This window comes from Paenibacillus sp. D2_2 (assembly GCF_031199965.1).
Taxonomy (GTDB): domain Bacteria; phylum Bacillota; class Bacilli; order Paenibacillales; family Paenibacillaceae; genus Fontibacillus.
The window spans coordinates 3278455-3300907 of sequence record NZ_CP133605.1 but is presented as its reverse complement, the minus strand read 5'-3'; the positions used below and the strand labels follow the sequence as shown (position 1 = coordinate 3300907).

Genomic DNA, 22453 nt, shown 5'->3' with positions numbered 1-22453 from the left:
GAGGTACTGTATGCTTGTTTTTTTGTATTTATTTGAACCTGGTTCAATTCACCACTTAGTAGGCATCGGCATAATATGCTCTATACTGTATTGCCTGGAAGGAGTGGCGTCCTGAATGCTGACCGGTCTTACAATTGTATTCCTGGGTGGAGATGCTAGGCAGGTCGAGGTCATCAACAAATGTATTGAATTAGATGCTATGGTTCGACTGATTGGCTTCGACAAGCTGGAAAATCTACCTTCTGGAGCGAAGCAACCAGCATTATCACCAGCTACGCTGCAAGAGGCGGATATTATCGTTATGCCGGTGATTGGCTGTGATGACAATGGGATTATCGCTGCACCGTTCGGAAGCGGAGATCTGGTTATGAGGCAGGAGCTGTTCATGGCCATACGGGAGGGAGCCCTGGTATATACGGGCATGGCCAAAAGCTTACTGCGGCGTATGAGCGCCGAATATAGATTCCGACTGATCGAGCTCCTTGATCGTGATGATGTAGCGATATACAATTCGATTCCAACCGCAGAGGGAGCCCTCATGATGGCAATTCAGAATACTGATATAACCATTCACGGCTCAACCTGTATTGTGCTTGGAATTGGGAGAACAGGCTTCACTCTGGCGAAGACTTTGCAGGGATTAGGGGCGAAAGTAAGGGTAGGCGTACGTAGGGAAGCGGATGCTGCGAGAGCTGCCGTTATGGGCTGGGAGCCTTTTATGACAAGGGATTTGACCGCTAACACAGGCGATATTGACTTGATTTTTAATACAATACCGACTATGATAATCACAGCACAAATCATCTCGAAATTGCCTAGAAGAACGGTTATTATCGACCTTGCTTCAGCTCCTGGAGGAACGGATTTCCGCTTCGCTGAGAAGCGTGGAATCAAGGCGCTCCTTGCTCCCGGTTTACCTGGAATCGTAGCTCCTAAAACGGCTGGAATTATTATAGCTAACACGTTGTGTCAGTCGATTACGGAAGAGTTCCATTTACGGGGGGATGAAGAGTGAATTGGCAAGGTATTACGGTAGGTTATGCGGTGACAGGCTCACATTGTACGCTTGCTGAGGTGATGCCGCAAATCCAACGTTTTGTAGATGATGGTGCTAAAGTCGTTCCGATCGTATCCCAATCGGTGTTAACGACGGATACCCGTTTTGGCAAATCAGAGGATTGGCGGAAACAATTGAAAGATATTACTGGGAATGATATGATTTCTACAATCGTCGAGGCCGAGCCGCTCGGTCCTAAGAAATTGCTAGATATCATGGTTATAGCGCCCTGCACAGGAACTACGACCAGCAAACTTGCGAATGCTGTAACAGACAGTCCTGTCCTGATGGCGGCAAAAGCGCAAATGCGCAATGGACGTCCGCTTGTGGTCGCTATTTCTACAAATGATGGTCTGGGATTTAATCTGGCCAATATCGCCAAGCTTATTGTCGCGAAGAATATATTCTTCGTTCCGTTTGGTCAGGACAATCCGGTCGAGAAGCCGAATTCTCTTGTGGCACGGATGGAATTGGTTCCTGAGGCCTGCTTCGCGGCGCTCGAAGGTAAGCAATTGCAACCGCTCATTATAGAACGGTACAATTCATGAGGGCATTTTAAGGGATATTAACTTAGGTAACAATAACCTGCGTGCGGATTCCGGTTGTTTATGGGCATTCAGAGTCGTCTATGTCGAGTTGGCACAGGTAACGATTTGGATGAAGTGAGAAGCTGCTGTCCGATGCACCGGGTGTTACGCTTGTTGACGATCCGGCAGTACAGAGATACCCTCTGTTCACAGAAGCTGCCGGCAAGACGGAGGTGTTCATAGTCCGTCTGCGTCGTAATCTTGGCAATGAGCGGGCGCTTTATTTGTGGATTGTGTCCGGGTAATCTGCTGAAAAGGCGCAGCATGGAATGCTGTTCAAATTGCAGTGATAATTGCAGCAAAGGATAAAACTTGATTCCATAACAACATAGAACAACGGAATAAAGTCAAGCTTTACTCCGCATACCCGCATACGTAAATTGGAGGAATACCCATGCGCATCTTAGTGCAAAAATTCGGTGGCACTTCTCTCTCCACTCCGGAGGCAAGAGATTATGTCATCTCACATATTCGCCGGGAACTGGCTAACGGTTTCCGGCTCGTCGTGGTGGTGTCGGCAATGGGCCGAAAGGTGACCCATATGCAACGGACACCCTTCTTGATCTCATAGCTAATGGCGGGGGCTCGTTGGACTCGCGTGAGCAGGATTTATTGCTTGCTTGCGGTGAAATAATATCCGCTTCTATGCTTAGCAGTCTGCTGAATAGAGAATCGATCTCTTCTGTTGTGTTAACGGGAGCGCAGGCTGGGTTTCGAACAGATAGCCATTATGGCAATGCCAGAATTCTAGATATCGTTCCTACCCGAGTACTGGAGCAGTTGGAACAGAAGGATGTTGTGATTGTGACCGGGTTCCAAGGGCAAAATCAGATCGGTGATTTTACGACTCTGGGACGCGGAGGAAGCGATACCTCAGCAACAGCGCTGGGTGCAGCACTTCATGCTGAAATGGTAGATATTTATACTGATGTTAACGGTATTCTTACCGCCGATCCAAGGATTGTCGAGGATGCAAGACAGCTAGACTACGTTAGCTATGCCGAAATATGCAATATGGCTCATCAAGGGGCTAAAGTGATTCATCCGCGGGCCGTTGAAATTGCCATGCAGTCCGGTTTACCTGTTCGTGTACGCTCCACGTTCTCAGAGGGCGAGGGAACACTCGTTGCAAATCCAGAAGGGTTCAAGGATGTTCAGCTCGGTATTCTGGATCGTTACGTAACCGGTATTGCCTATGTGAACAATGTAACGCAGATTAAGGTCGATGCTTCTGGCGGCAACAATAAGGAACATCTTCAATTGCAGGTCTTCAAGACAATGGCCGAAAATTCTATCAGTGTCGATTTTATTAATGTTACCCCGTCCGGAGTCGTTTATACGGTATTTGACCATGATTCGGATAAAGCGGTCCAAGTTTTGGAGCAGCTAGGCTTGAAACCTGATGTTCTGACAGGCTGTGCGAAAGTATCCGTCATCGGCGGAGGAATCAATGGTGTTCCAGGTATCATGGCAAAAATCGTTGAAGCATTGACGGAGCAGAATATTCAAATTCTGCAGTCCGCTGATTCCAACACGACGATCTGGGTATTAGTTAATAAGGATGATATGGTAGAAGCTCTACGGGCTTTGCATACAAAGTTTGAATTAGGCCGTTAGTACCTTAGGCCATTATTATATGTTTATATTCCGCTTATTCAGCGAATTGAGAAAGGAGGAGACAAAGTGGATTTCGGTAGATTAATTACAGCTATGGTAACACCATTTGATGAACAGAATCGAATTCATTGGGGTGAGACTGCACGCCTTATTGATTATCTAATTGAAGAACAGAAGTCCGATAGCCTGGTAGTATGCGGTACGACCGGCGAGTCTCCAACATTAACAGACGAGGAAAAGCTGGAGTTATTTCGCTTCACAGTTGAGCATGTGGCGGGCAGATGTAAAGTGATTGCCGGTACGGGCAGTAACAATACAGCCCATACTATTCAATTGTCCAAAGAAGCGGAGAGGTTGGGTGTAGATGGGCTATTGCTTGTGGCGCCTTATTATAACAAGCCTTCCCAGGAAGGACTGTATCAACACTTCTCGACGATTGCCAATTCTGTTTCATTGCCAGTCGTACTATACAACGTGCCAAGCCGTACGATGATCAACATCAGTACTGAGACAACACTGAGATTAGCGCAGATCCCTAATATTGTTGCCACTAAAGAATGTGCCCCTCTGAACCAGGTGGCCGAGATTGCTGGTGCTGCTCCAGCTGGTTTCAAAGTGTATTCCGGTGATGATTCGGCTGCTCTTCCCGCTATGGCTGTAGGAGCACATGGCGTTGTGAGTGTTGCAAGTCATATTATCGGCAGCCCGATGAAAGAAATGATTACTGCCTTTTTCGCAGGTCGTGTAGAAGAAGCAACGAAGCTGCATCAAAGATTACTGCCTATATTCAAGGGCTTGTTCGAATACCCGAGTCCTGGTCCTGTAAAATATGCGCTCAACCTGCGCGGATATTCGGTTGGTTCTGTGCGGTTACCGCTTATTCCTCTGACGGAAGCGGAAGCAGAGAGCATTCGTGAGCTGCTGAACTAGTTCACGGACAGCCAAATTTATGATACTTAACCATAAAGCGATGCCTTTAACGAGGCATCGCTTTTTTTATTATGGAGCAATGTAGAGATAGGCAGGATAATCGGCTGACTTGTTTTTTATCTTTTTAATCATGTATAATGTATCTCAAGTGACTGGGTGCGGTTAAGTTTTAAAGGTTATTTAAATGAGCACTGATCGGGTGCATAACAACAATTTCAAAAAAAATTTACAACGTCCAAACAAATTAGGAGGGTTAGATTCACTTGTCCAAAAAAATGAATAATGATAAACTGATGATCTTTTCATTGGGCGGCGTTGCCGAAATCGGGAAGAACATGTATGTCGTTCAATATGCCAATGATATCGTAGTCATCGATGCCTGGTCTGAAATTTCCGGAGGAAGATATGCTTGGGATTGACATCGTCATTCCTGATATCACTTACTTAACGGAGAACCGCGATAAAGTAAGAGGTATTCTGATTACTCATGGTCATGAAGATCATATTGGCGGCTTGCCTTACGTTCTCAAGAATTTGAATGTACCTGTCTATGGTACAAAGTTGACATTGGGTCTGGTTGAGAACAAGTTGAAGGAAGCAGGTTTACTCGGTGAGACGAAGCGCGTACTTATTGATGCGGATTCCGAAGTACAACTGGGATCAACGATGAAGGCGACCTTCTTCAGAACCAATCACAGTATTCCAGATTCCGTAGGGGTATGTTTGGAGACACCGGAAGGTAATGTTGTGCATACCGGAGACTTCAAATTTGACCATACACCGGTGAACAATCAATTTGCCGACCTTCATCGTATGGGTGAAATTGGTAAGAATGGTGTACTTGCCCTGTTATCGGATAGTACAAATGCGGAGAGACCTGGATTTACACCATCAGAGAAAAATGTAGGTATCGTTCTTGATGACATATTCAGTAAAGCAGCGCAAAGAGTAGTCGTTGCTACATTCGCTTCCAATGTTCATCGTATCCAGCAGGTTATTGATGCGGCATATACAACTGGACGCAAAGTGACGATCATCGGACGCAGTATGGTGAATGTCGTGACGATTGCTTCTGAACTTGGTTATCTGAATGTACCGGATGGTTTGTTAATCGAGCCAGAAGAAGTGAATAAGATGGCCGCAGACCGTGTAGTTATACTGTGTACAGGCAGCCAAGGTGAACCGATGTCAGCTCTGACTCGGATGGCACGTTCAACGCATCGCAAGGTCGATATTTTACCTGGGGACACCGTTATCATCGCTGCTACTCCAGTACCTGGTAATGAGAAGTATGTAGGAAGAACAATTGATGAACTATTCCGTCTCGGTGCTGAAGTTATATACAGCGGTTCAAATTCCGGGGTTCACGTGTCTGGTCACGGTAGTCAGGAAGAACTTAAGCTGATGCTGAACTTGATGCGTCCGAAATATTTTATCCCAGTACACGGCGAATACCGGATGCTTCGTAAACACGCGCTTCTTGGTGAATCCGTTGGTGTAGATCCGGACAATATTTTCCTGGTCGATGTCGGTGATATTGTTGAGATTCAGAATGGTGTAGCCCGTAAGGCCGGGAAAGTTCCTTCTGGCAACGTGTTGATTGACGGTCTTGGTGTAGGCGATGTAGGTAATATCGTATTGCGCGACCGCAAACTGCTATCACAGGACGGAATACTGGTTGTTGTTGTCACGTTAAGTAAGCAAGATGGCACTATCGTATCCGGCCCGGATATTATATCTCGTGGCTTCGTATATGTTCGTGAATCCGAAGGTCTCCTAGAGGAAGCGAATCGGATCGTGTCCAGTACGTTGGAAAAATTGATGAGCGAGAACGTAAATGAATGGGCTTCGCTCAAGACTAGCGTCAAAGATGCTCTCGGACGTTTCTTGTACGAACAGACACGTCGCAGACCGATGATTTTGCCAATCATCATGGAAGTGTAAATACTGCTTGAACGCAGCTAATTAAATAAGATTTTAGGCACACAGTCGCCTCTCTCCCAAAGGTAATATTGGACGGTTCCCCGTGGGAGGGAGGCTTTTTGGTGTTTCAATGTTTCCTGACTGAACTTCTGTATAGAGCCTAGAAGAATATCGGCATACTACCTTCATGGACAAAAGTCAGATAACAGGCTAAATGCCGGAAGGTAAGGTGCATGATGCATAAACATAATGAGTTATTAGTAGGGCAGGAGGCCGAGCCGGGGATAAGCCAGAGGTACAAGAGCCAGTACCGGGGGACAAACCCGATGTTACCGATATGATCCAGCAACTGGGCCAGACGACCGTGCCGACACCAGGGGAGTCTAATATATACTGCCTGACCATTATCGGTCAGATCGAAGGTCATCTCGTGTTGCCACCGCAGAACAAGACGACGAAATATGAGCACTTAATTCCACAATTGGTTGCAGCTGAGCAGAATCCGAAGATCGAAGGCTTGCTTATCATTTTAAATACGGTGGGTGGTGATGTAGAAGCGGGGCTAGCTATCGCTGAAATGATCTCTTCGCTAACGAAGCCGACGGTTACGGTCGTTATTGGAGGTGGGCACAGTATTGGTGTGCCGATCGCAGTTGCTTCTAATTACTCGCTGATTGCCGAGAGCGCGACGATGACCATCCATCCGATCCGCATGACGGGACTTGTCATTGGTGTGCCGCAAACGTTCGAATACATTGAGAAAATGCAGGAGCGCGTTGTCCGCTTCGTAACGTCGCACTCCAATATTACCGAACAATTGTTTAAGGAGCTGATGTTCAAGACGGGGGAACTTAATCGGGATATAGGAACATCGGTCGGAGGAAATGATGCGGTTAAACATGGTCTGATCGATGGAGTAGGGGAATAGGAGAGGGCTTGCTCAAGTTAAACAGTCTAATCGATTCTCGAAGGAAAAGCGCTGAAGGAGGGGTGAAGCAATGACACATTATACGATTATTCCAGAAGAAGAGTATTGGGCACAGCCTGAGGTTGAGCAGATGTATAGTGAAGTCGAGATGGGAGGCTTGCTGATGCAAGTGCGAATGGAACCGGGAAACCGGGCAACGATCATTAGACTTCTGCGTTGTAATCTTGAAGATTATCTGAATCCACTGCTCGCCCCGGGCAGCAAATTTTATATATGCCAGTGTTGATAAAATAAAAAAACAATTCAAGATTCGATGTCGAATATGCTCTTAGTGTTACTTCGTGATCGAAAGTAGTTTTTTGAACTACCTGATTTCAATGGAAGTTCAAAAATCTAGTTTTCAGCACCGAGAAGGTTGGATGAAGCTAGGGGCTGAGGAGCGGAGCGTACGTAGTTTGTACGTGAGCACCGGAAGACCCGGCTGAATTCAAGATTCGATGTCGAATATGCTCTTAGTGTTACTTCGTGATCAAAAGTAGTTTTTTGAACTACCTCTAAAAGTAAAGGTAGCGGTATTACCCGGTGGATATGGTATAATATTCATCCGGGGGGTGTTCCTGTTTTGGCAAAGAAACGGAAGAAGAAGAAGACTGCTGCTCTGGGCAGCTTACTAAAATATGAAATCTATGGGATCATCCTGATTACACTATCAATAATAGCCCTATCTGGCGAAGCCGCAGTGGGGAGAACATTATCCAAAATGTCGGCTCTTTTACTGGGTAAGTTCTATTTCGTGATTCCTTTAATAGGCATTTATGTTGGACTAGCTGTAATGATCAATCGCAAATGGCCATCCCGCTGGACAACAAGACGCAGCGGGGGCCTTCTTGCTGTCCTTGCGCTTGTTCTAATGAGTACACTGATATCCATGCAGCAAAGACTAGAGCCAGTTGTTCCGCTCACCTTCGGTAACATTCTACATCAGATCCATACCGATTTGCGAACCTCACTGTTCCAGCCGTCAGCGATTGATATGGGTTTCAGCATGCTGAACTTGAATATCAGCGGAGGGTATGTCGGTGGCATTGAATTCGCGTTGCTTTATTCCTTGTTTGGTATGGCCGGAGCCACACTGATTATGATCGTGATGCTGGCGATCAGCTTTATGCTGATTACTGGATTATCCATTGTGGACATTGTTCGTCTGTTGCGTGACAGATTAGGGGAACTCGGCAAACAGATGAGTGAGAAAGTACGTATGCTACGTCCTGTTCCCGTGAAGAACAGAAATAGACGTGAGGCTAAGCCAGTAGTGGTTTTGCAGGAGGAAGATGAAGAAGAATACGGAGCAGATCTGGCTGAGGATGTACAACAGTCTCAACCTAAGAAAAAACCGGTATTTTTCCAGTTATTTGGTTATAAGGCAGGCCCTGCAGACAAGGCTGAGGTTGCGCACAAGGATTACATAGATGAGGATCATCAGATAGAACCGCTTGAATCGGAACCGACTCAAGCGACTCAAGGTATTAACTGGAATGAATTGAAATATGAAGGCCATCAGAGCGGGGAATTTTCTGCAGAGGAGAGAGGGCCAATCATCCGTGATTTCTTTGACAATATTCAGCGGGAGACTCGTCTGCAAGATGAGGATGAAGACATAGAGGATGGATTAGAAAGTCTTGATAACGGGCCGACCTGGTCTGAAGAACAGGAGGCTGTGCCTGACACGCTTGATGAAGAGAACTCTATGGATGAAGCAGCAAACTTGGAAGGAAATGACTCTGTGATTAAAACAGATGCTTCCTCCGATGAAAATAATGCAGAGCAGGATGCCCCGATTGCACCGCCTAAGCCTGCACCAAAGCCGTATAAACTGCCTCCGTTCCGCTTGTTGTCGAAGCCTGCAGGATCAGGCAAGGCCGGTGATCAAGCGGATTATATGCAAACAGCCCGCAAACTTGAAGCTACGTTGGAGAGCTTTGGGGTGCGTGCACGCGTGCTTGAGGTGGTAAGAGGGCCAGCGGTAACTCGTTATGAGGTTCAGCCGGATATCGGCGTTAAAGTAAGTCGTATCGTCAATCTGACCGACGATATAGCCCTAGCACTTGCGGCCAAAGATATTCGTATGGAAGCGCCGATCCCAGGGAAGTCTGCTATCGGTATTGAAGTACCGAATAATGAAGTATCTATTGTTACGATGCGTGAAGTTATGGAGACGCCAACCTTTACGAATTCGGAGGCTAGACTGACCATTGCTTTTGGTCGAGATATCTCGGGACAGACCATTGTCGGCAATCTGGCCAAAATGCCACACTTGCTCGTAGCCGGAGCTACAGGCTCAGGTAAATCGGTCTGTATAAATGGGATTATTACGAGTATTCTTTACAAAGCCAAGCCGGATGAAGTTAAATTCATGATGGTCGATCCTAAGATGGTTGAGCTTAATGTCTATAACGGTATTCCGCATTTGCTCACTCCGGTTGTTACCGATCCGCGCCGTGCTTCGCTAGCATTGAAGAAGATCGTCGTTGAGATGGAGAAGCGTTACGAGCTGTTCTCCAAATCAGGGGCACGCAATATTGAAGGTTATAACCAAATGATGCAGGAGAATCCTGAAGCAATTTTACCGTATATCGTTGTCATCGTGGACGAGCTTGCCGATCTGATGATGGTTGCTGCGCACGATGTAGAGGACGCGATTGCACGTCTCGCCCAAATGGCCCGTGCTGCGGGCATTCACTTAATTATCGCCACACAACGGCCTTCTGTTGACGTTATCACTGGAGTTATTAAGGCGAATATTCCGTCGCGTATTGCCTTCGGTGTCTCTTCGCAGGTCGATTCCAGGACCATTCTGGACATGGCTGGTGCCGAGAAGTTGCTCGGTCGCGGCGATATGCTGTATATGCCAATGGGCGCGTCGAAGCCAACTCGTGTTCAAGGGGCATTCATGAGCGATCAAGAGGTAGAGACTATCGTCTCTTATGTAAGGAGTCAAGGCCAAGCAGAATATGATGAGAGCCTTGTTCCGGAAATCGATGAGGAGTCGACAGAGCCGGAAGAGGTCCTTGATGAATTGTATGATCAAGCGGTACAGATTGTACTTGAGGCAAAGCAGGCCTCGGTGTCGCTCTTGCAGCGGCGTATGCGCGTCGGTTATACCCGGGCTGCGAGATTGATCGATTCGATGGAAGCACGGGGGATCGTGGGTCCTTATGAAGGAAGTAAACCACGTGAGGTTCTACTTACGATGGAGCAATACAAAATGAATAACAAGATTTCATCTTAGTTACAAAATCGCATTCGTTACTGCCTTTTTTGGAGTGCATAGGAAGTGGTCGGGCTTGTCATACTAAAGTCAACCATCCATGTTAATCCACAACAGAAAGGTAGAGCTAAACGAATGATAAAAGCGAAAATATGGTATGCTGCCGGTTTAGTGCTGCTTTTGTTCGGCCTCGGGTTTGGGATATATCACTTGATCCAGAACAACGATGTAAACACAAATCAAGAGGTCCCTGAGCTGGCCGTACCTGTATTCAGCGAGCAGGTTATCACTTATGGCGCATTTGGACAGGATGTATACGAGCTTCAAGGCCGTCTGGCTTTTTTAGGTTTTTATTACGGGAAGATCGACCATCGTTTTGGACCGAAAACCCGGGATTCTTTAAAATGGTTCCAATCTGAGTTCGGACTCAAGGTGGATGGTTTAGCAGGTCCGAAAACGAAGCTTATGCTATGGAAAGCAACCAAGCAATGGAAGCCGGGAATGGAATCCAATCAGGGAACAGGCAAAGAGACAGCAAAGACCCCAGCGAAGGAGCCGGAAAAAGGCAAGACTGAAAGTGAGGACCTATCACCTTCTAATGCGATGGGACTCTCGCAAAATGATCTGAATATTATGGCTAATGCGGTGTATGGTGAATCGCGCGGTGAGCCATTTGAGGGTCAAGTTGCGGTTGCAGCCGTTATTCTGAACCGGGTTAAATCGCCAAGCTTCCCGAACACAGTCTCAGGAGTTATATTCCAGCCGGGGGCCTTTACAGCGGTTGCTGACGGGCAAATCTGGTTGACTCCGAACGAAAATGCCAAGAAGGCGGTTCAACAAGCATTGAATGGTTGGGATCCTTCAGGAGGTTGCCTCTATTACTTTAACCCAGAGACGGCGACTTCAAAATGGATTTGGACTAGACCGCAGGTCAAGACGATTGGAAAACATATTTTCTGCATGTAAATAGATCTGATTAGAGAGCAGCCGCTTGCTTGATGGGCGGTTGCTTCTTTCCTTTCTAATGGTATAGAATGGAACTGATTTCATTGTTACATTAGTGGAACTCGCTTTAATTACGAAGCAAGTCCATGAATGGTTAGAACAATGCATTGTTTGTATTTAAGAGGTTGTTCAAAAAGTCCGCTTTTGATCACGAAGTAACACTGAGAGCTAATTCGGCATCGAATCTTGAATTCAGCCGGGTCTTCCGGTGTCACGTACCCACTACGTACGCTCCGCTCTTCAGACCCTAGCTTCATCCAACCTTCTCGGTGCTGAAAACCGATCTTTTTGAACACGCACTTTAAGTCTTTCGTAAAGGAGTTTTGGTCTTGAACAAGATGATTTTTGAACGGGGCAGCGTGGGCCAGATCCGGATTCACGTTATGCCGACTAAAAGATTCAAGACGTTTGCTGTCTCTCTCTATGCAGGAATTCCGCTTTCCAGAGAGACGGTTACTGCGACAGCTCTAACTCCGTTTGTGCTCCGGCGCGGTACCACTTCGTACCCGGAGACGATAGAGTTCAGAGAGCAATTGGAGCGCTTGTACGGCGCTGGTTTCGGTTTTGATGTATATAAACGTGGTAATTATCAGATTGTGCAGTTTCGGATGGATACGATAAATGATTCCTTTGTCCAGAGCGAGCAGTCGCTCTTATCTCAGAGCTTTGAATTTCTTGGTGAAGTCGTGACGAAGCCGGTTACTGAGGCGAACGCTTTCCGTTCATCCTATGTCGCTTCGGAACGAGAAAATGTGCGCAAGAAGCTCGAGGCTATTATTAACGACAAAATGCGTTATGCCGTCGAGCGCTGTATCGAGGAAATGTTCCGAAATGATAATTATAGGCTTCATCCACTCGGTGAACGCAGTGATCTCGATCAAATTACACCTGAATCACTGTATATGGCCTATGAGGAATGGCTTAAGAACGCTAGCCTTGATTTATATGTTGTGGGGGATACGACACTTGCTGAGGTCGAGGAACTGGTTAAGCGTCATTTTCAATTGAATCGCACCGCTTCTCCAGGTTATGAGCCAGAGCAGGTTAAGCCCACCACTGGCGAACCACGGACAGTTACTGAGAAATTTGATGTGAACCAGGGTAAGCTTAATCTTGGACTTCGTACTGAAATTACCTACGGAGATGAAAGATATGCGGCTGCACTGCTGTATAACGGAATTCTCGGCAGTTACCCGCATTCCAAGCTGTTCGTAAATGTGCGTGAGAAGGAAAGTCTAGCCTATTATGCAGCTTCAAGATTTGACGGTCACAAAGGTATGGTCGGAATTCAATCCGGTATTGAGATCGCCAACTATGAAAAAGCGCTAGACATTATCAAGGCGCAGTTAGCCAGCTTGAAGGCTGGGGAGATTAGCGAACTGGAGATGACACAGACTAAGGCAATGATCCGCAATAGCCTGCTAGAAATGCAGGATTCTGCGTTCGAGATGATCGCTTATGATTTCAACCGGATTCTGTCCGGTAAGGATCGTCCGGTGGAGCAATTGCTGAGTGAGGTAGAACAGGTGCAACCAGCCGATGTTGTAGAAGTGGCCAAAACGGTTCGCCTTGACACGATATACTTTTTAACAGGGCAGAAGGAGGGATAACCGGTGGAAGCTATCACTTATGATCGATTGCAGGAGACCTTATATCACGAGACGATGAGCAACGGTTTGCAGGTATATGTTCTTCCTAAGCCCGGATTTCAAAAAACTTATGCCACCTTCTCTACGAAGTACGGTTCGATCGACAACCATTTCAAAGTGGAAGGCGAGCCAGAAATATCTGTACCAGACGGTATAGCTCATTTTCTTGAACATAAGATGTTCGAGGAGCCAGAAGGTGATATTTTCACTAAATTTGCTATGCAGGGGGCTTCGGCGAACGCATTTACAAGCTTTGACCAGACAGTATATTTGTTCTCAGCAACGGAGAACATTATGGACAATTTGGAGACACTTGTGAACTTCGTGCAGCATCCCTATTTCACAGATCAGAATGTGGAGAAGGAAAAAGGGATTATCGGCCAGGAAATCGATATGTATGGAGATAATCCGGATTGGCGTGTCTATTTCGGATTAATTGAAGCTATGTACGCCGTACACCCGGTTCGCATAGATATTGCTGGAACGGTAGAATCGATCTCTACGATTACGAAGGAGACACTATACACTTGTTATAATGCCTTCTACCATCCAAGTAATATGCTGTTGTTCATTGTGGGTGGTGTTGATCCTGAAGCGGTATTCCAATTGATTCGGGATAATCAGGCAGGTAAGGACTATAAGCCTCAGGGTGCGATTGAACGTTTGTTCGAACAAGAACCAACTGCTGTACACCAGGCTCGTAAAGTTTCTAAACTTCCTGTATCCCTTCCTAAATGTTTGTTCGGGTTCAAAGAGAGTAAGCTTGGATTCTCGGGTGAAGAGCTGCTCCGCCGGGATTTGACAACGAAACTGGCTATGGACCTGTTGCTTGGGTCAAGTACAAAGATTTATCAGAAGCTGTATGATATGGATTTAATTTCGGATGGCTTCTCTTATGAATATAACAGTAATCCGCATTACTGTTTCTCAGCGATTGGCGGGGATACGAAAGATCCTGATCAATTACTGGAAGTTATCAAGAACGAGATTGAAGCAGTCAAGTCAAGTGGATTCCGGGCGGAGGATTTCGAACGAGCCAAAAACAAGAAAATCGGCGGATACCTACGTATGCTTAATTATCCGGAGAATATTGCTCATGAATTTACAAGATATAAGTTCCGGGGCGGAGATCTATTCAAAGTGCTGCCGATCTATGAGTCATTGACATTGGACAATGTCAATGCGCGTCTACGTGAACATATTGACTGGAATCAATTAGCCGTATCGCTAGTGGTGAGCCCGTAATATGACAGTACAACATGGGAGCGAGAAAAACATTGGGGATATGACGGTTCTCGTTACGGGGGCCAGCCGCGGAATCGGAGCGCAAATTGCGCTCCGGTTCGCGTCGGTGGGGATGAATGTAGTGATTCATTATCTGAACTCACATGAAGCGGCTAATGAGATAGCTAGAAAATGTATGGAGATGGGGGCGAAGGTACATACCATCTCTGCAGATTTGCGTAATAAGGCTGAGATTGAGCGGATGAAGGAAAGACTCGAGAGCTATGGGCTTCATCCGGATATTCTCGTTAACAATGCGGGTATTTCCCATTATGGACTATTGACTGATGTAGAGGAGTCAGAATGGGATGAGATCATGGATGTTAATCTAAAAAGTGTCTTTCTATTGAGCCAGGCCTTCATACCCTATATGATTTCACAGCGCTTTGGGCGGATTATTAATGTATCTTCAATTTGGGGATATCCGGGGGCTCTTGCGAGGTCGTCTATTCTGCGGCCAAAGGCGGTGTCAATGCTTTTACAAAAGCGCTAGCCAAGGAAGTAGCCCCTTCCGGTGTGACCGTTAATGCGGTTGCTCCTGGAGCAGTGAAGACAGATATGATGGAACGCTTCGATGCCGAAGAACTGAAGCAGCTTGAGGAGGATATACCGGTCGGGAGGCTAGCCGCCCCTGAGGAGATATCTTCTCAGTGTACTTCCTCGCTTTGCCTGAATCGAGCTATATTACTGGTCAGATTATTAGTCCTAATGGGGGCTGGGTTACCTAATCTAGATAAGTTGAACTAATGATTGAACGGATGAAGGCAGCCGGGTGAACCCTATTGCCTGCCTATTCCCTGTTCTTTCTTAAGTTTACTTTTATAGCTTGTTCTACAGTGAATAAATGAGTGGAGAATAACGAATATTAACGACTGTTGATTATAATTAGCGACACAAGGAGGAGTTAAGTATGTCAACAGTACTCAAAAATTTCAATACATGGAAGAAATTCCTGGGTGAACGCGTACAGCATGCGGAGAAGGCAGGCTTTAGCGAGGAAGCTATCGCCAATCTTGCTTATGAAATCGGAGGATTTCTGGAGGATAAAGTCGACCCGCAGAATGAATCTAACCGTGCTCTAAAAGAACTCTGGGATGTCGGAGATGAGACGGAGCGCAAGACCATTGCTCGGCTGATGGTTAAATTAGCAAAGAAAAACGCATAGTATTCCCTGGAAAGCTCCCGAAATCTGGGGGCTTTTCTCCATTTTTTACAACTACTTGCCTTTCAAAAAAATATTCTTTATTATTAGACACGTATTGTTTTATAAGTTTCAGTGAAAAAGTATCAACTTATGTGTGAATGGCAGGACATTTGATTGATTTTGTCGAAAATGAGTAGTTTGTAAGGAATATAAGAAGGTGTTTGTTAAATGAGTCAAAGACAATGGTATTTAGAGTATAGAATACATAAGAACCGTCCAGGTTTACTAGGTGATATTGCCTCGATGCTCGGGATGCTGGAGGTCAATATTTTGACCATTAACGGGGTTGAAGGAGATACACGCGGGCTGCTCTTGGAAAGCGATGACGATGAGAAGATTGAGCAGATTGGCAAAATGCTGGCCAAGGTCGACAGCATAACTGTAACCGCGCTTCGCAGCCCTCGTCTGGTTGATTTACTGGCGGTTCGTCATGGTCGCTATATTGAACGGGATTCGGATGACCTTAAGACATTTCGGTTCAGCCGTGAGGAATTAGGTCTTTTGGTAGATTTTCTTGGTGAAGTGCTAAAGAAGGAAGGCCATCAATTGATTGGTCTCAAAGGAATGCCCCGTGTGGGCAAGACGGAATCGATTATTGCCGGAAGCGTCTCTGCAATGAAACGTTGGACGTTTGTGTCCTCCACATTGCTACGGCAGACGATACGGACACAGCTTTCTGAAGAGGAAAATAATCCACTGCATGTATTTATTATAGATGGAATTATAAGCACAATGCGATCGAATGAGAAGCATAACCAGCTAATCAAGCAAATTATGGAGATGCCTTCGACGAAGGTGATTGAGCACCCGGATGTATTTATCGAGCATTCGGAATATGATTATGACGATTTTGACATAATTATCGAATTGCGTAACAATCCGGATGAGCAAATCGTTAAAGATACGTTTGCTATGCAATATCCTGAAGATTAAATATAGATTGAATTCAGGTCTTGAATTGACGTTGTCATGTCAATTGGTGTGATAGATGAGGGAGTATAAATTATATCAGGAGGTGATGGTCGTGTCGGATTTGGGACAACAGTTAAAAGATGCTCGTCTATCCATGGGTTTATCATTGGATGACGTTCAGGAAATAACAAAGATTCGCAAGCGATACTTGGAAGCCATCGAGGCGGGAGATTATAAAGTTTTACCGGGGAGTTTTTATGTCCGGGCATTTATCAAAACATATGCGGAAGCAGTAGGTATTAACGCGGATGAACTTCTGGCTGAACACAAGCAGAATGTACCAGAAGCGGTACCAGACACAACCATGGAGCCAGTGCTTCAGAAGCGTCGCAGTAGACAAACCACTGAGCGCAATTCGAAGTGGCTTACTACAGCCTTGATGTGGTCGTTCTTTGCGCTGATCGTGATTGTCATCTATTTGTATTTCACAGTATGGAGCCATTCGAATGAAGCGAAGACGAAAGAGCCAGACCCAACTTCGATTACTAATAATGCGGAAAATCCGCAGAATAATACAAAACCGAATACCAATGCAGGAACTGATCAAAATGGCGCGACAAATACGAATGCCGAAACGGATGATCAGACTGATACTCCTGATAAAGGGAATGCAACGGATACGGATACAACGAATCCTAGTGAGACGGATACGACTAACAAGGAAATTGTCGTAGCTCCTGACGGCAAGGAAGGCAGCACGACGAAGTTCAAGGTACAGCCTGTAGGTAGCGAACCGGTGAAAGTCGTCATTACAGCTAAGGGTAAAAGTTGGGTTGAAGTACGAAAGGGTAATAAAAACGGTGAGAAGCTGTATTACGAGACAATGGAAGATGGCGTAGTAATTACTTATGATCTAGGCGAAGAAGGGCTTTATATCAAGTCCGGCGCCTCTCCGAATACGATCATTACGGTTGGAGGACAAGTTGTTGATGATGGTAAGAATACTTCAAAAATTCAATTGAATCTGGGTACAGTTGATACTACGGACTCTTCTACGGAAGGCACTGATGGTACAGGAACGGGTCAATAAGAAAATATAACGGGTGCAGACTGGATGCTGATTCAGTCGCACCTGTTTTTTTATAGTGAATCGGCTTAATGCTCGACTTTGCTAAATTTATTACATATAATTAGAAGATAAAGGATTAGTGTGTGTTCAATTGCTTTTTTGAACACCCTTTTAGAGAAAGGAATGTGAATCATGGCTTCAGAAAGCTCTTTTGATATTGTCTCCAAAATGGACATGCAGGAACTATCCAATGCCATTGATCAAACGGAGCGTGAAATTGCGAATCGGTTTGACTTCAAAGGCAGCAAAAGTGAATTGAAGGTAGAGAAGGATGTGCTGGTCGTTACTTCTGATGATGAGTACAAGCTGGGTGCAGTAATAGATATTCTGCAATCGAAGATGATCAAGCGAGGATTGCCAATCAAGAATTTGGATTATGGCAAGGTCGAGCCAGCATCTCTTGGATCCGTCCGCCAACGTATCAAATTAAAGCAAGGAATCGATCAGGAAAATGCGAAGAAAATTAATGTCTTGATCCGTGATTCCAAGTTGAAAGTGAAAAGTCAAATTCAAGGGGATCAAATTCGTGTAACCGGGAAGAGCAGAGATGATTTGCAGCAAATTATCCAAATGCTCCGTAAAGCGGATCTTACAGTTGATCTACAATTTGCGAATATGAAGTAAGTTGAACTATATGTTGTGTTTAATAGTTCATAACATGCGGTCTCTCGTAGCGGCCAAGCCGCGACGCGAGACTTTTTCATGTTTTTGACAGCGGTATTCACGAAATATTATACTTATACAGGGTATTATGGCTTGAAAATGGAGGGGCTCATAGCATGATGACTGAAAAAGTGAAGATCGTTACTTTAGGCTGCGAGAAAAATATGGTTGACTCCGAGATTATGTCTGGTCTAATTGATCAGCGTGGATATTCGCTAGTAGATCAAGCGGAGGATGCAACCGTTATTATCGTAAACACTTGTGGATTTATTGATGCTGCCAAAGAGGAGTCGGTGAATACGATTCTTGATTTGGCGGAGCTGAAGGAGACAGGTAAGTTGAAGGCGCTTATCGTATCAGGTTGCTTAACGCAGCGCTATAAACAGGCTTTGATGGAAGAAATGCCGGAGATTGATGGGATCGTTGGTACTGGGGATTTCTATAACATTAATCAGATCGTCGATGAAGCATTGGGAGGTAAGAAACTGGCGTTCGTCGGGAATCCTGTATTTAATTACGAGGAGATTTTGCCTCGTAAGTTATCGACTGAAAAATATACAACCTATGTGAAGATCGCAGAAGGCTGTGATAATAACTGTACCTTCTGTAGCATTCCGATTATGCGGGGAGCATTCCGCAGTCGCTCTATCGAGTCTGTTATTGCGGAAGTCACTGGGCTTGCGGCTCAAGGGGTAAAGGAAATTAGCTTGATCGCCCAAGATACGACGAACTATGGGACGGATATCTACGATGGAGAGTATAAGTTGGCAGAGCTAATCAATAAAGTCAGTGAGGTTCCGGGTATTGAATGGGTCAGATTGCATTATGCGTATCCGGGCTTCTTCACAGATGAATTGATTGATACGATCGCTTCTAACCCGAAGGTATGCAAATATATCGACATGCCTCTGCAGCATAGTGAGGATGCGGTATTGAAGCGTATGCGGAGGCCGGGTCGAAATCGTGATACACGTGAGCTTATCGCCAAGATCCGTTCGCGGGTTCCGAACGTGGCACTGCGTACTTCATTGATTGTTGGCTTTCCTGGTGAGACGGAAGAAGACTTTGAGCGGTTATGCGATTTCGTTAGAGAGATTAAGTTTGATCGCCTAGGTGTGTTTACGTACTCCAAGGAGGACGATACTCCCGCTTCACGTCTGCCGAACCAAATCGATGATGAGGTTAAAGAGTGGCGAGCGAATACGCTTATGGAAATTCAACGTCAAGTGTCCAATGAGAACAACGGGAAATACGTTGGAGAGGTGCTGGATGTGTTGATCGAGAGCTATGATGGACGCAGCGATGTGTTTGTCGGCCGTTCGCAGTATGACGCTCCAGAAATTGACGGAGATGTCTATGTCTCGAATTGCAAAGTTGAAATTGGCGAGATTATTCCAGTACGGATTACTCATGCATATGAATACGATATGTCCGGGGAGGGTGTACTTTGAATCTGCCCAATCGTATCACTTTAGCGCGTATTTTTATGATTCCGCTGATGTTGGTGTTTTTACTGTTCGATTTTGAGTGGTGGTCTCATGAATTGAGTCTAGGGAGCTTTTCACTGCCTGTGAACCATCTGATTGCTGCAGTTCTGTTCATTATTGCCGCGAGCACAGACGGTATCGATGGACATATAGCTCGTAAACGCAATCTCGTTACGAATCTCGGCAAACTGCTGGATCCTCTTGCTGACAAACTGCTCGTAGCGGCTGCCTTAATATCGCTCGTGGCCCTCGATAAGGTGAACGGATGGGTGGTTGTAATAATTATTAGCCGTGAATTCGCAGTAACGGGCTTGCGTGAGATCGCCCTGCTTGAAGGCTCGGTGATTGCTGCTAGTAATTGGGGTAAGGCGAAGACGATTACTCAGATTATCGCTATCTCCGCTTTGATGCTGAATAACTTTCCGTTCGAATGGATCGGATTTCCTTTCGCAGATATAATGATTTGGCTTGCGACGGTTATCACGGTATACTCAGGGATCGACTATTTTGTTAAGAACAAGCATGTGTTGAACTTCTCAAAAATGTAATCACTTGCTTGGCGTTACGCCCCTTAACCAATTGAAGAAAGATGCTACATCGAGAACGAAGTTTTATATAAGCGGAGAGTTCAAGAATTCCTTTGAACTATCTCTATAAGGGAGAAATGATTTGAATGAAAGCGGAAATTGTTGCCGTAGGAACGGAGCTATTGCTGGGACAAATCGTCAATTCCAATGCCCAATACTTGTCTCAGGAGCTGGCTTCGCTGGGGATTGACGTCTATTTTCAGACGGTCGTGGGCGATAATACATCCCGACTTAAGCAAGCTATTGAGCTTGCCGCAGGGCGGGCGGACATTTTGATCTTTACCGGCGGGCTGGGCCCTACTCAGGACGATCTTACGAAAGATGTAGTGGCTGAGGTGCTGGGTAGATCATTACATATTGACCAGATGGCTATGGATCATGTAGAACGGTTCTTCAAAGATCGGAACGTGCCGATGACAGAGAATAACCGTAGGCAGGCACTGTCAATTGACGGGGCGACTCCATTGGCTAATGAGACTGGTCTTGCCGTAGGAAATGCGATCGCTGAGGGCGGAAAATTCTACATTTTACTGCCCGGACCGCCCAATGAGATGAAGCCAATGTTCGAACAACAGGCTAAGCCTTGGATCATGCAGCATGTGCTGACGAATGAATCGCCGATCTTTTCGCGGATGCTCAAATTTGCCGGGATCGGTGAGTCGGCGCTGGAGACAAAGTTGCTTGATCTGATCGAGAGCCAGACCGACCCTACCATTGCACCTTATGCTAAGGAGAGCGAGGTTACGATTCGCATCTCGACGAAGGCGGATAGCGAGAGTGCGGCTATGAGCAAGCTAAATGTGATGGAGGAACAGATCGCTTCCCGTTTGCCGGATCATTTCTATGCGAATGAGGACGTACCGATCGAGAAGACTATCGTCGATATGATGACGGAACAGGGCCTTACAGTCAGCTGTGCGGAGAGTTGCACAGGTGGCATGCTAATGCAAATGCTCACAGCGATTCCTGGCAGTTCGACCGTCTTCCTTGGTGGTATTGTATGCTATTCCAACGCCATGAAGGAGCAACTGCTTAACGTGCCGCATGATCTGCTAGAGGGTGAGAACGCGCCGGAGCTGTAAGCGCAGAAACAGCGAAGATATTGGCTGAGCAGGTGCGGATGACTGTGGATACCGATTTCGGCCTATCGATTACCGGCGTGGCCGGCCCTGCTTATTCTGAACGTAAGCCAGTCGGGCTGGTCTATATTGGAATTTCCCGGCGCGATGGTGATACCGAAGTGTATGAGCTGCACCTCAAAGGAAACCGTGATATGATCCGTTTACGTTCCGCTAAAAACGTCCTTTATCAACTCTGGAAGCAGCTCAAACAGAGTGAGAACAGATCGAACAAATAAAGATTGCCCACGTCCTAATCATTGGATATAATCAAATTACGGAAGAACCGTAGCCAAACTTGTAAAAGTTATCGCTGCGGTTCTTTTTTTCGTTATATCGGGGAGGGGAGGCTTTGGATTTGGTATGGAATTAGGGATAGAAATGAGATGCGCATTCGTTAGGAGCAGGGGGAGTGAACAAAACTGCATATATGCGGCTTTTTTGGACTAACCGCCCCATGAAGTAACGAAAGTCTGCAAATATGCAGTTTTTTTCTCGATATTGGCTACATATTAGGAAAAATGGACGAAAAGCCTGCATGTTTGCAGGAATTTATCAAGAACAGGATGTTTTAGAGCGAAAAGCCTGCATATTTGCATCTTTTTATGTTTGAAGCCATCTACCGAAAGTAATTTTGCGTTACGGAGTACCGTAACCCTTCGAAGTAGAGCGATTCCCGAAGGGAGAGCGCCTGTCAAAGTCTCGAAGTAACTCATACGAGCAATCAAGTAAGGTAAATGTATCACTAACCGCCGAAGTAGAGTGATTCCCGAAGGGAGAGCGCCGTTAGAACTCCAAGCCGCTGCAGCATGTTTGCAGGTAACCAAGGTGATCCAAAAGTAAGACGTACCCGAAGGGGGAAAGCGTTCCACGTGCCAAAGTAGAGCTCTCCCCAACGGGGAGAGCGGCAAGGGCGCGCCAGAGCCTCATCCATTGTTAGTCCAGTTTGCAGGAGTCCAGAGGGCCGCAGGCCCTTTGGAGCCCTCCCTTACGGTAAGGGAGGGTTTGGGTGGGTTGAGACCTGGGTTGAGACTACGAATGTATGTTCGAAAAAATGCTTGGCAAACGTTTCAAAACAAGGTACAATTGTTGTATAAAACTTGTT

Annotated in this window: 14 protein-coding genes and 6 pseudogenes; all 20 read left to right on the top strand. The window is 45.9% G+C overall.

Translation table 11 applies throughout. The features are described from left to right. The first annotated feature begins 115 nt into the window (after positions 1-115). A complete protein-coding gene (gene dpsA, locus RE628_RS16800; protein ID WP_309154145.1) occupies positions 116-1015 on the top strand; it encodes a dipicolinate synthase subunit DpsA in 900 nt (299 codons plus the stop codon). Further along, positions 1012-1605, top strand: a complete 594-nt coding sequence (locus RE628_RS16795) for a dipicolinate synthase subunit B (protein WP_309154144.1) — start codon at positions 1012-1014, stop codon at positions 1603-1605. The genes dpsA and RE628_RS16795 overlap by 4 nt, the downstream gene beginning before the upstream one ends. 26 nt (positions 1606-1631) lie before the next feature. Then, positions 1632-1960: pseudogene (locus RE628_RS16790) on the top strand (Asd/ArgC dimerization domain-containing protein); the annotation flags it as partial. A 78-nt stretch (positions 1961-2038) separates the two neighbouring features. Next, positions 2039-3261, top strand: a pseudogene (dapG, locus tag RE628_RS16785) (aspartate kinase). Between the two features lie 66 nt (positions 3262-3327). Continuing rightward, on the top strand, positions 3328-4191 hold the full coding sequence (gene dapA, locus RE628_RS16780) for a 4-hydroxy-tetrahydrodipicolinate synthase (RefSeq protein WP_309154143.1): 864 nt from the start codon (positions 3328-3330) through the stop codon (positions 4189-4191). A 263-nt stretch (positions 4192-4454) separates the two neighbouring features. After that, positions 4455-6135 (top strand): annotated as a pseudogene (locus RE628_RS16775) (ribonuclease J). Between the two features lie 235 nt (positions 6136-6370). Next, positions 6371-7116 (top strand): annotated as a pseudogene (locus tag RE628_RS16770) (ClpP family protease). Continuing rightward, positions 7113-7328, top strand: coding sequence for a YlzJ-like family protein (locus RE628_RS16765; RefSeq protein ID WP_309154142.1), 216 nt, complete (start codon positions 7113-7115; stop codon positions 7326-7328). The pseudogene RE628_RS16770 and the gene RE628_RS16765 overlap by 4 nt, the downstream one beginning before the upstream one ends. Before the next feature lie 336 nt (positions 7329-7664). Continuing rightward, positions 7665-10331, top strand: coding sequence for an FtsK/SpoIIIE family DNA translocase (locus tag RE628_RS16760; protein ID WP_309154141.1), 2667 nt, complete (start codon positions 7665-7667; stop codon positions 10329-10331). A gap of 114 nt (positions 10332-10445) precedes the next feature. Next, on the top strand, positions 10446-11276 hold the full coding sequence (sleB, locus tag RE628_RS16755; protein WP_309154140.1) for a spore cortex-lytic enzyme: 831 nt from the start codon (positions 10446-10448) through the stop codon (positions 11274-11276). 368 nt (positions 11277-11644) lie between these two features. Then, a complete protein-coding gene (gene yfmF / locus RE628_RS16750) occupies positions 11645-12925 on the top strand; it encodes an EF-P 5-aminopentanol modification-associated protein YfmF (RefSeq protein WP_309154139.1) in 1281 nt (426 codons plus the stop codon). A gap of 3 nt (positions 12926-12928) precedes the next feature. After that, positions 12929-14209: an EF-P 5-aminopentanol modification-associated protein YfmH gene (yfmH, locus tag RE628_RS16745; protein ID WP_309154138.1), complete on the top strand. Its 1281-nt coding sequence runs from the start codon at positions 12929-12931 to the stop codon at positions 14207-14209. Position 14210: 1 nt separating this feature from the next. Then, positions 14211-14976, top strand: a pseudogene (gene ymfI / locus RE628_RS16740) (elongation factor P 5-aminopentanone reductase). Between the two features lie 182 nt (positions 14977-15158). After that, entirely contained in the window at positions 15159-15413 is a 255-nt protein-coding gene (locus RE628_RS16735) for a DUF3243 domain-containing protein (RefSeq protein WP_309154137.1), read from the top strand. Between the two features lie 207 nt (positions 15414-15620). Then, a complete protein-coding gene (locus RE628_RS16730) occupies positions 15621-16385 on the top strand; it encodes a DUF3388 domain-containing protein (RefSeq protein WP_309154136.1) in 765 nt (254 codons plus the stop codon). A 91-nt stretch (positions 16386-16476) separates the two neighbouring features. Next, positions 16477-17454, top strand: a complete 978-nt coding sequence (locus tag RE628_RS16725; protein ID WP_309154135.1) for a helix-turn-helix domain-containing protein — start codon at positions 16477-16479, stop codon at positions 17452-17454. Between the two features lie 171 nt (positions 17455-17625). Then, the gene (locus tag RE628_RS16720) at positions 17626-18117 is read left to right on the top strand and encodes a YajQ family cyclic di-GMP-binding protein (RefSeq protein ID WP_309154134.1); all 492 of its coding nucleotides are present in this window, start codon (positions 17626-17628) and stop codon (positions 18115-18117) included. A 158-nt stretch (positions 18118-18275) separates the two neighbouring features. After that, positions 18276-19607 (top strand): 30S ribosomal protein S12 methylthiotransferase RimO, encoded by a 1332-nt coding sequence (gene rimO / locus RE628_RS16715; RefSeq protein ID WP_309159489.1) that lies wholly within the window; start codon positions 18276-18278, stop codon positions 19605-19607. Beyond that, the gene (pgsA, locus tag RE628_RS16710) at positions 19604-20191 is read left to right on the top strand and encodes a CDP-diacylglycerol--glycerol-3-phosphate 3-phosphatidyltransferase (protein ID WP_309154133.1); all 588 of its coding nucleotides are present in this window, start codon (positions 19604-19606) and stop codon (positions 20189-20191) included. Before rimO ends, pgsA begins: the two co-directional genes overlap by 4 nt. 125 nt (positions 20192-20316) lie before the next feature. Continuing rightward, positions 20317-21587 (top strand): annotated as a pseudogene (locus tag RE628_RS16705) (competence/damage-inducible protein A). Positions 21588-22453: the final 866 nt, after the last annotated feature.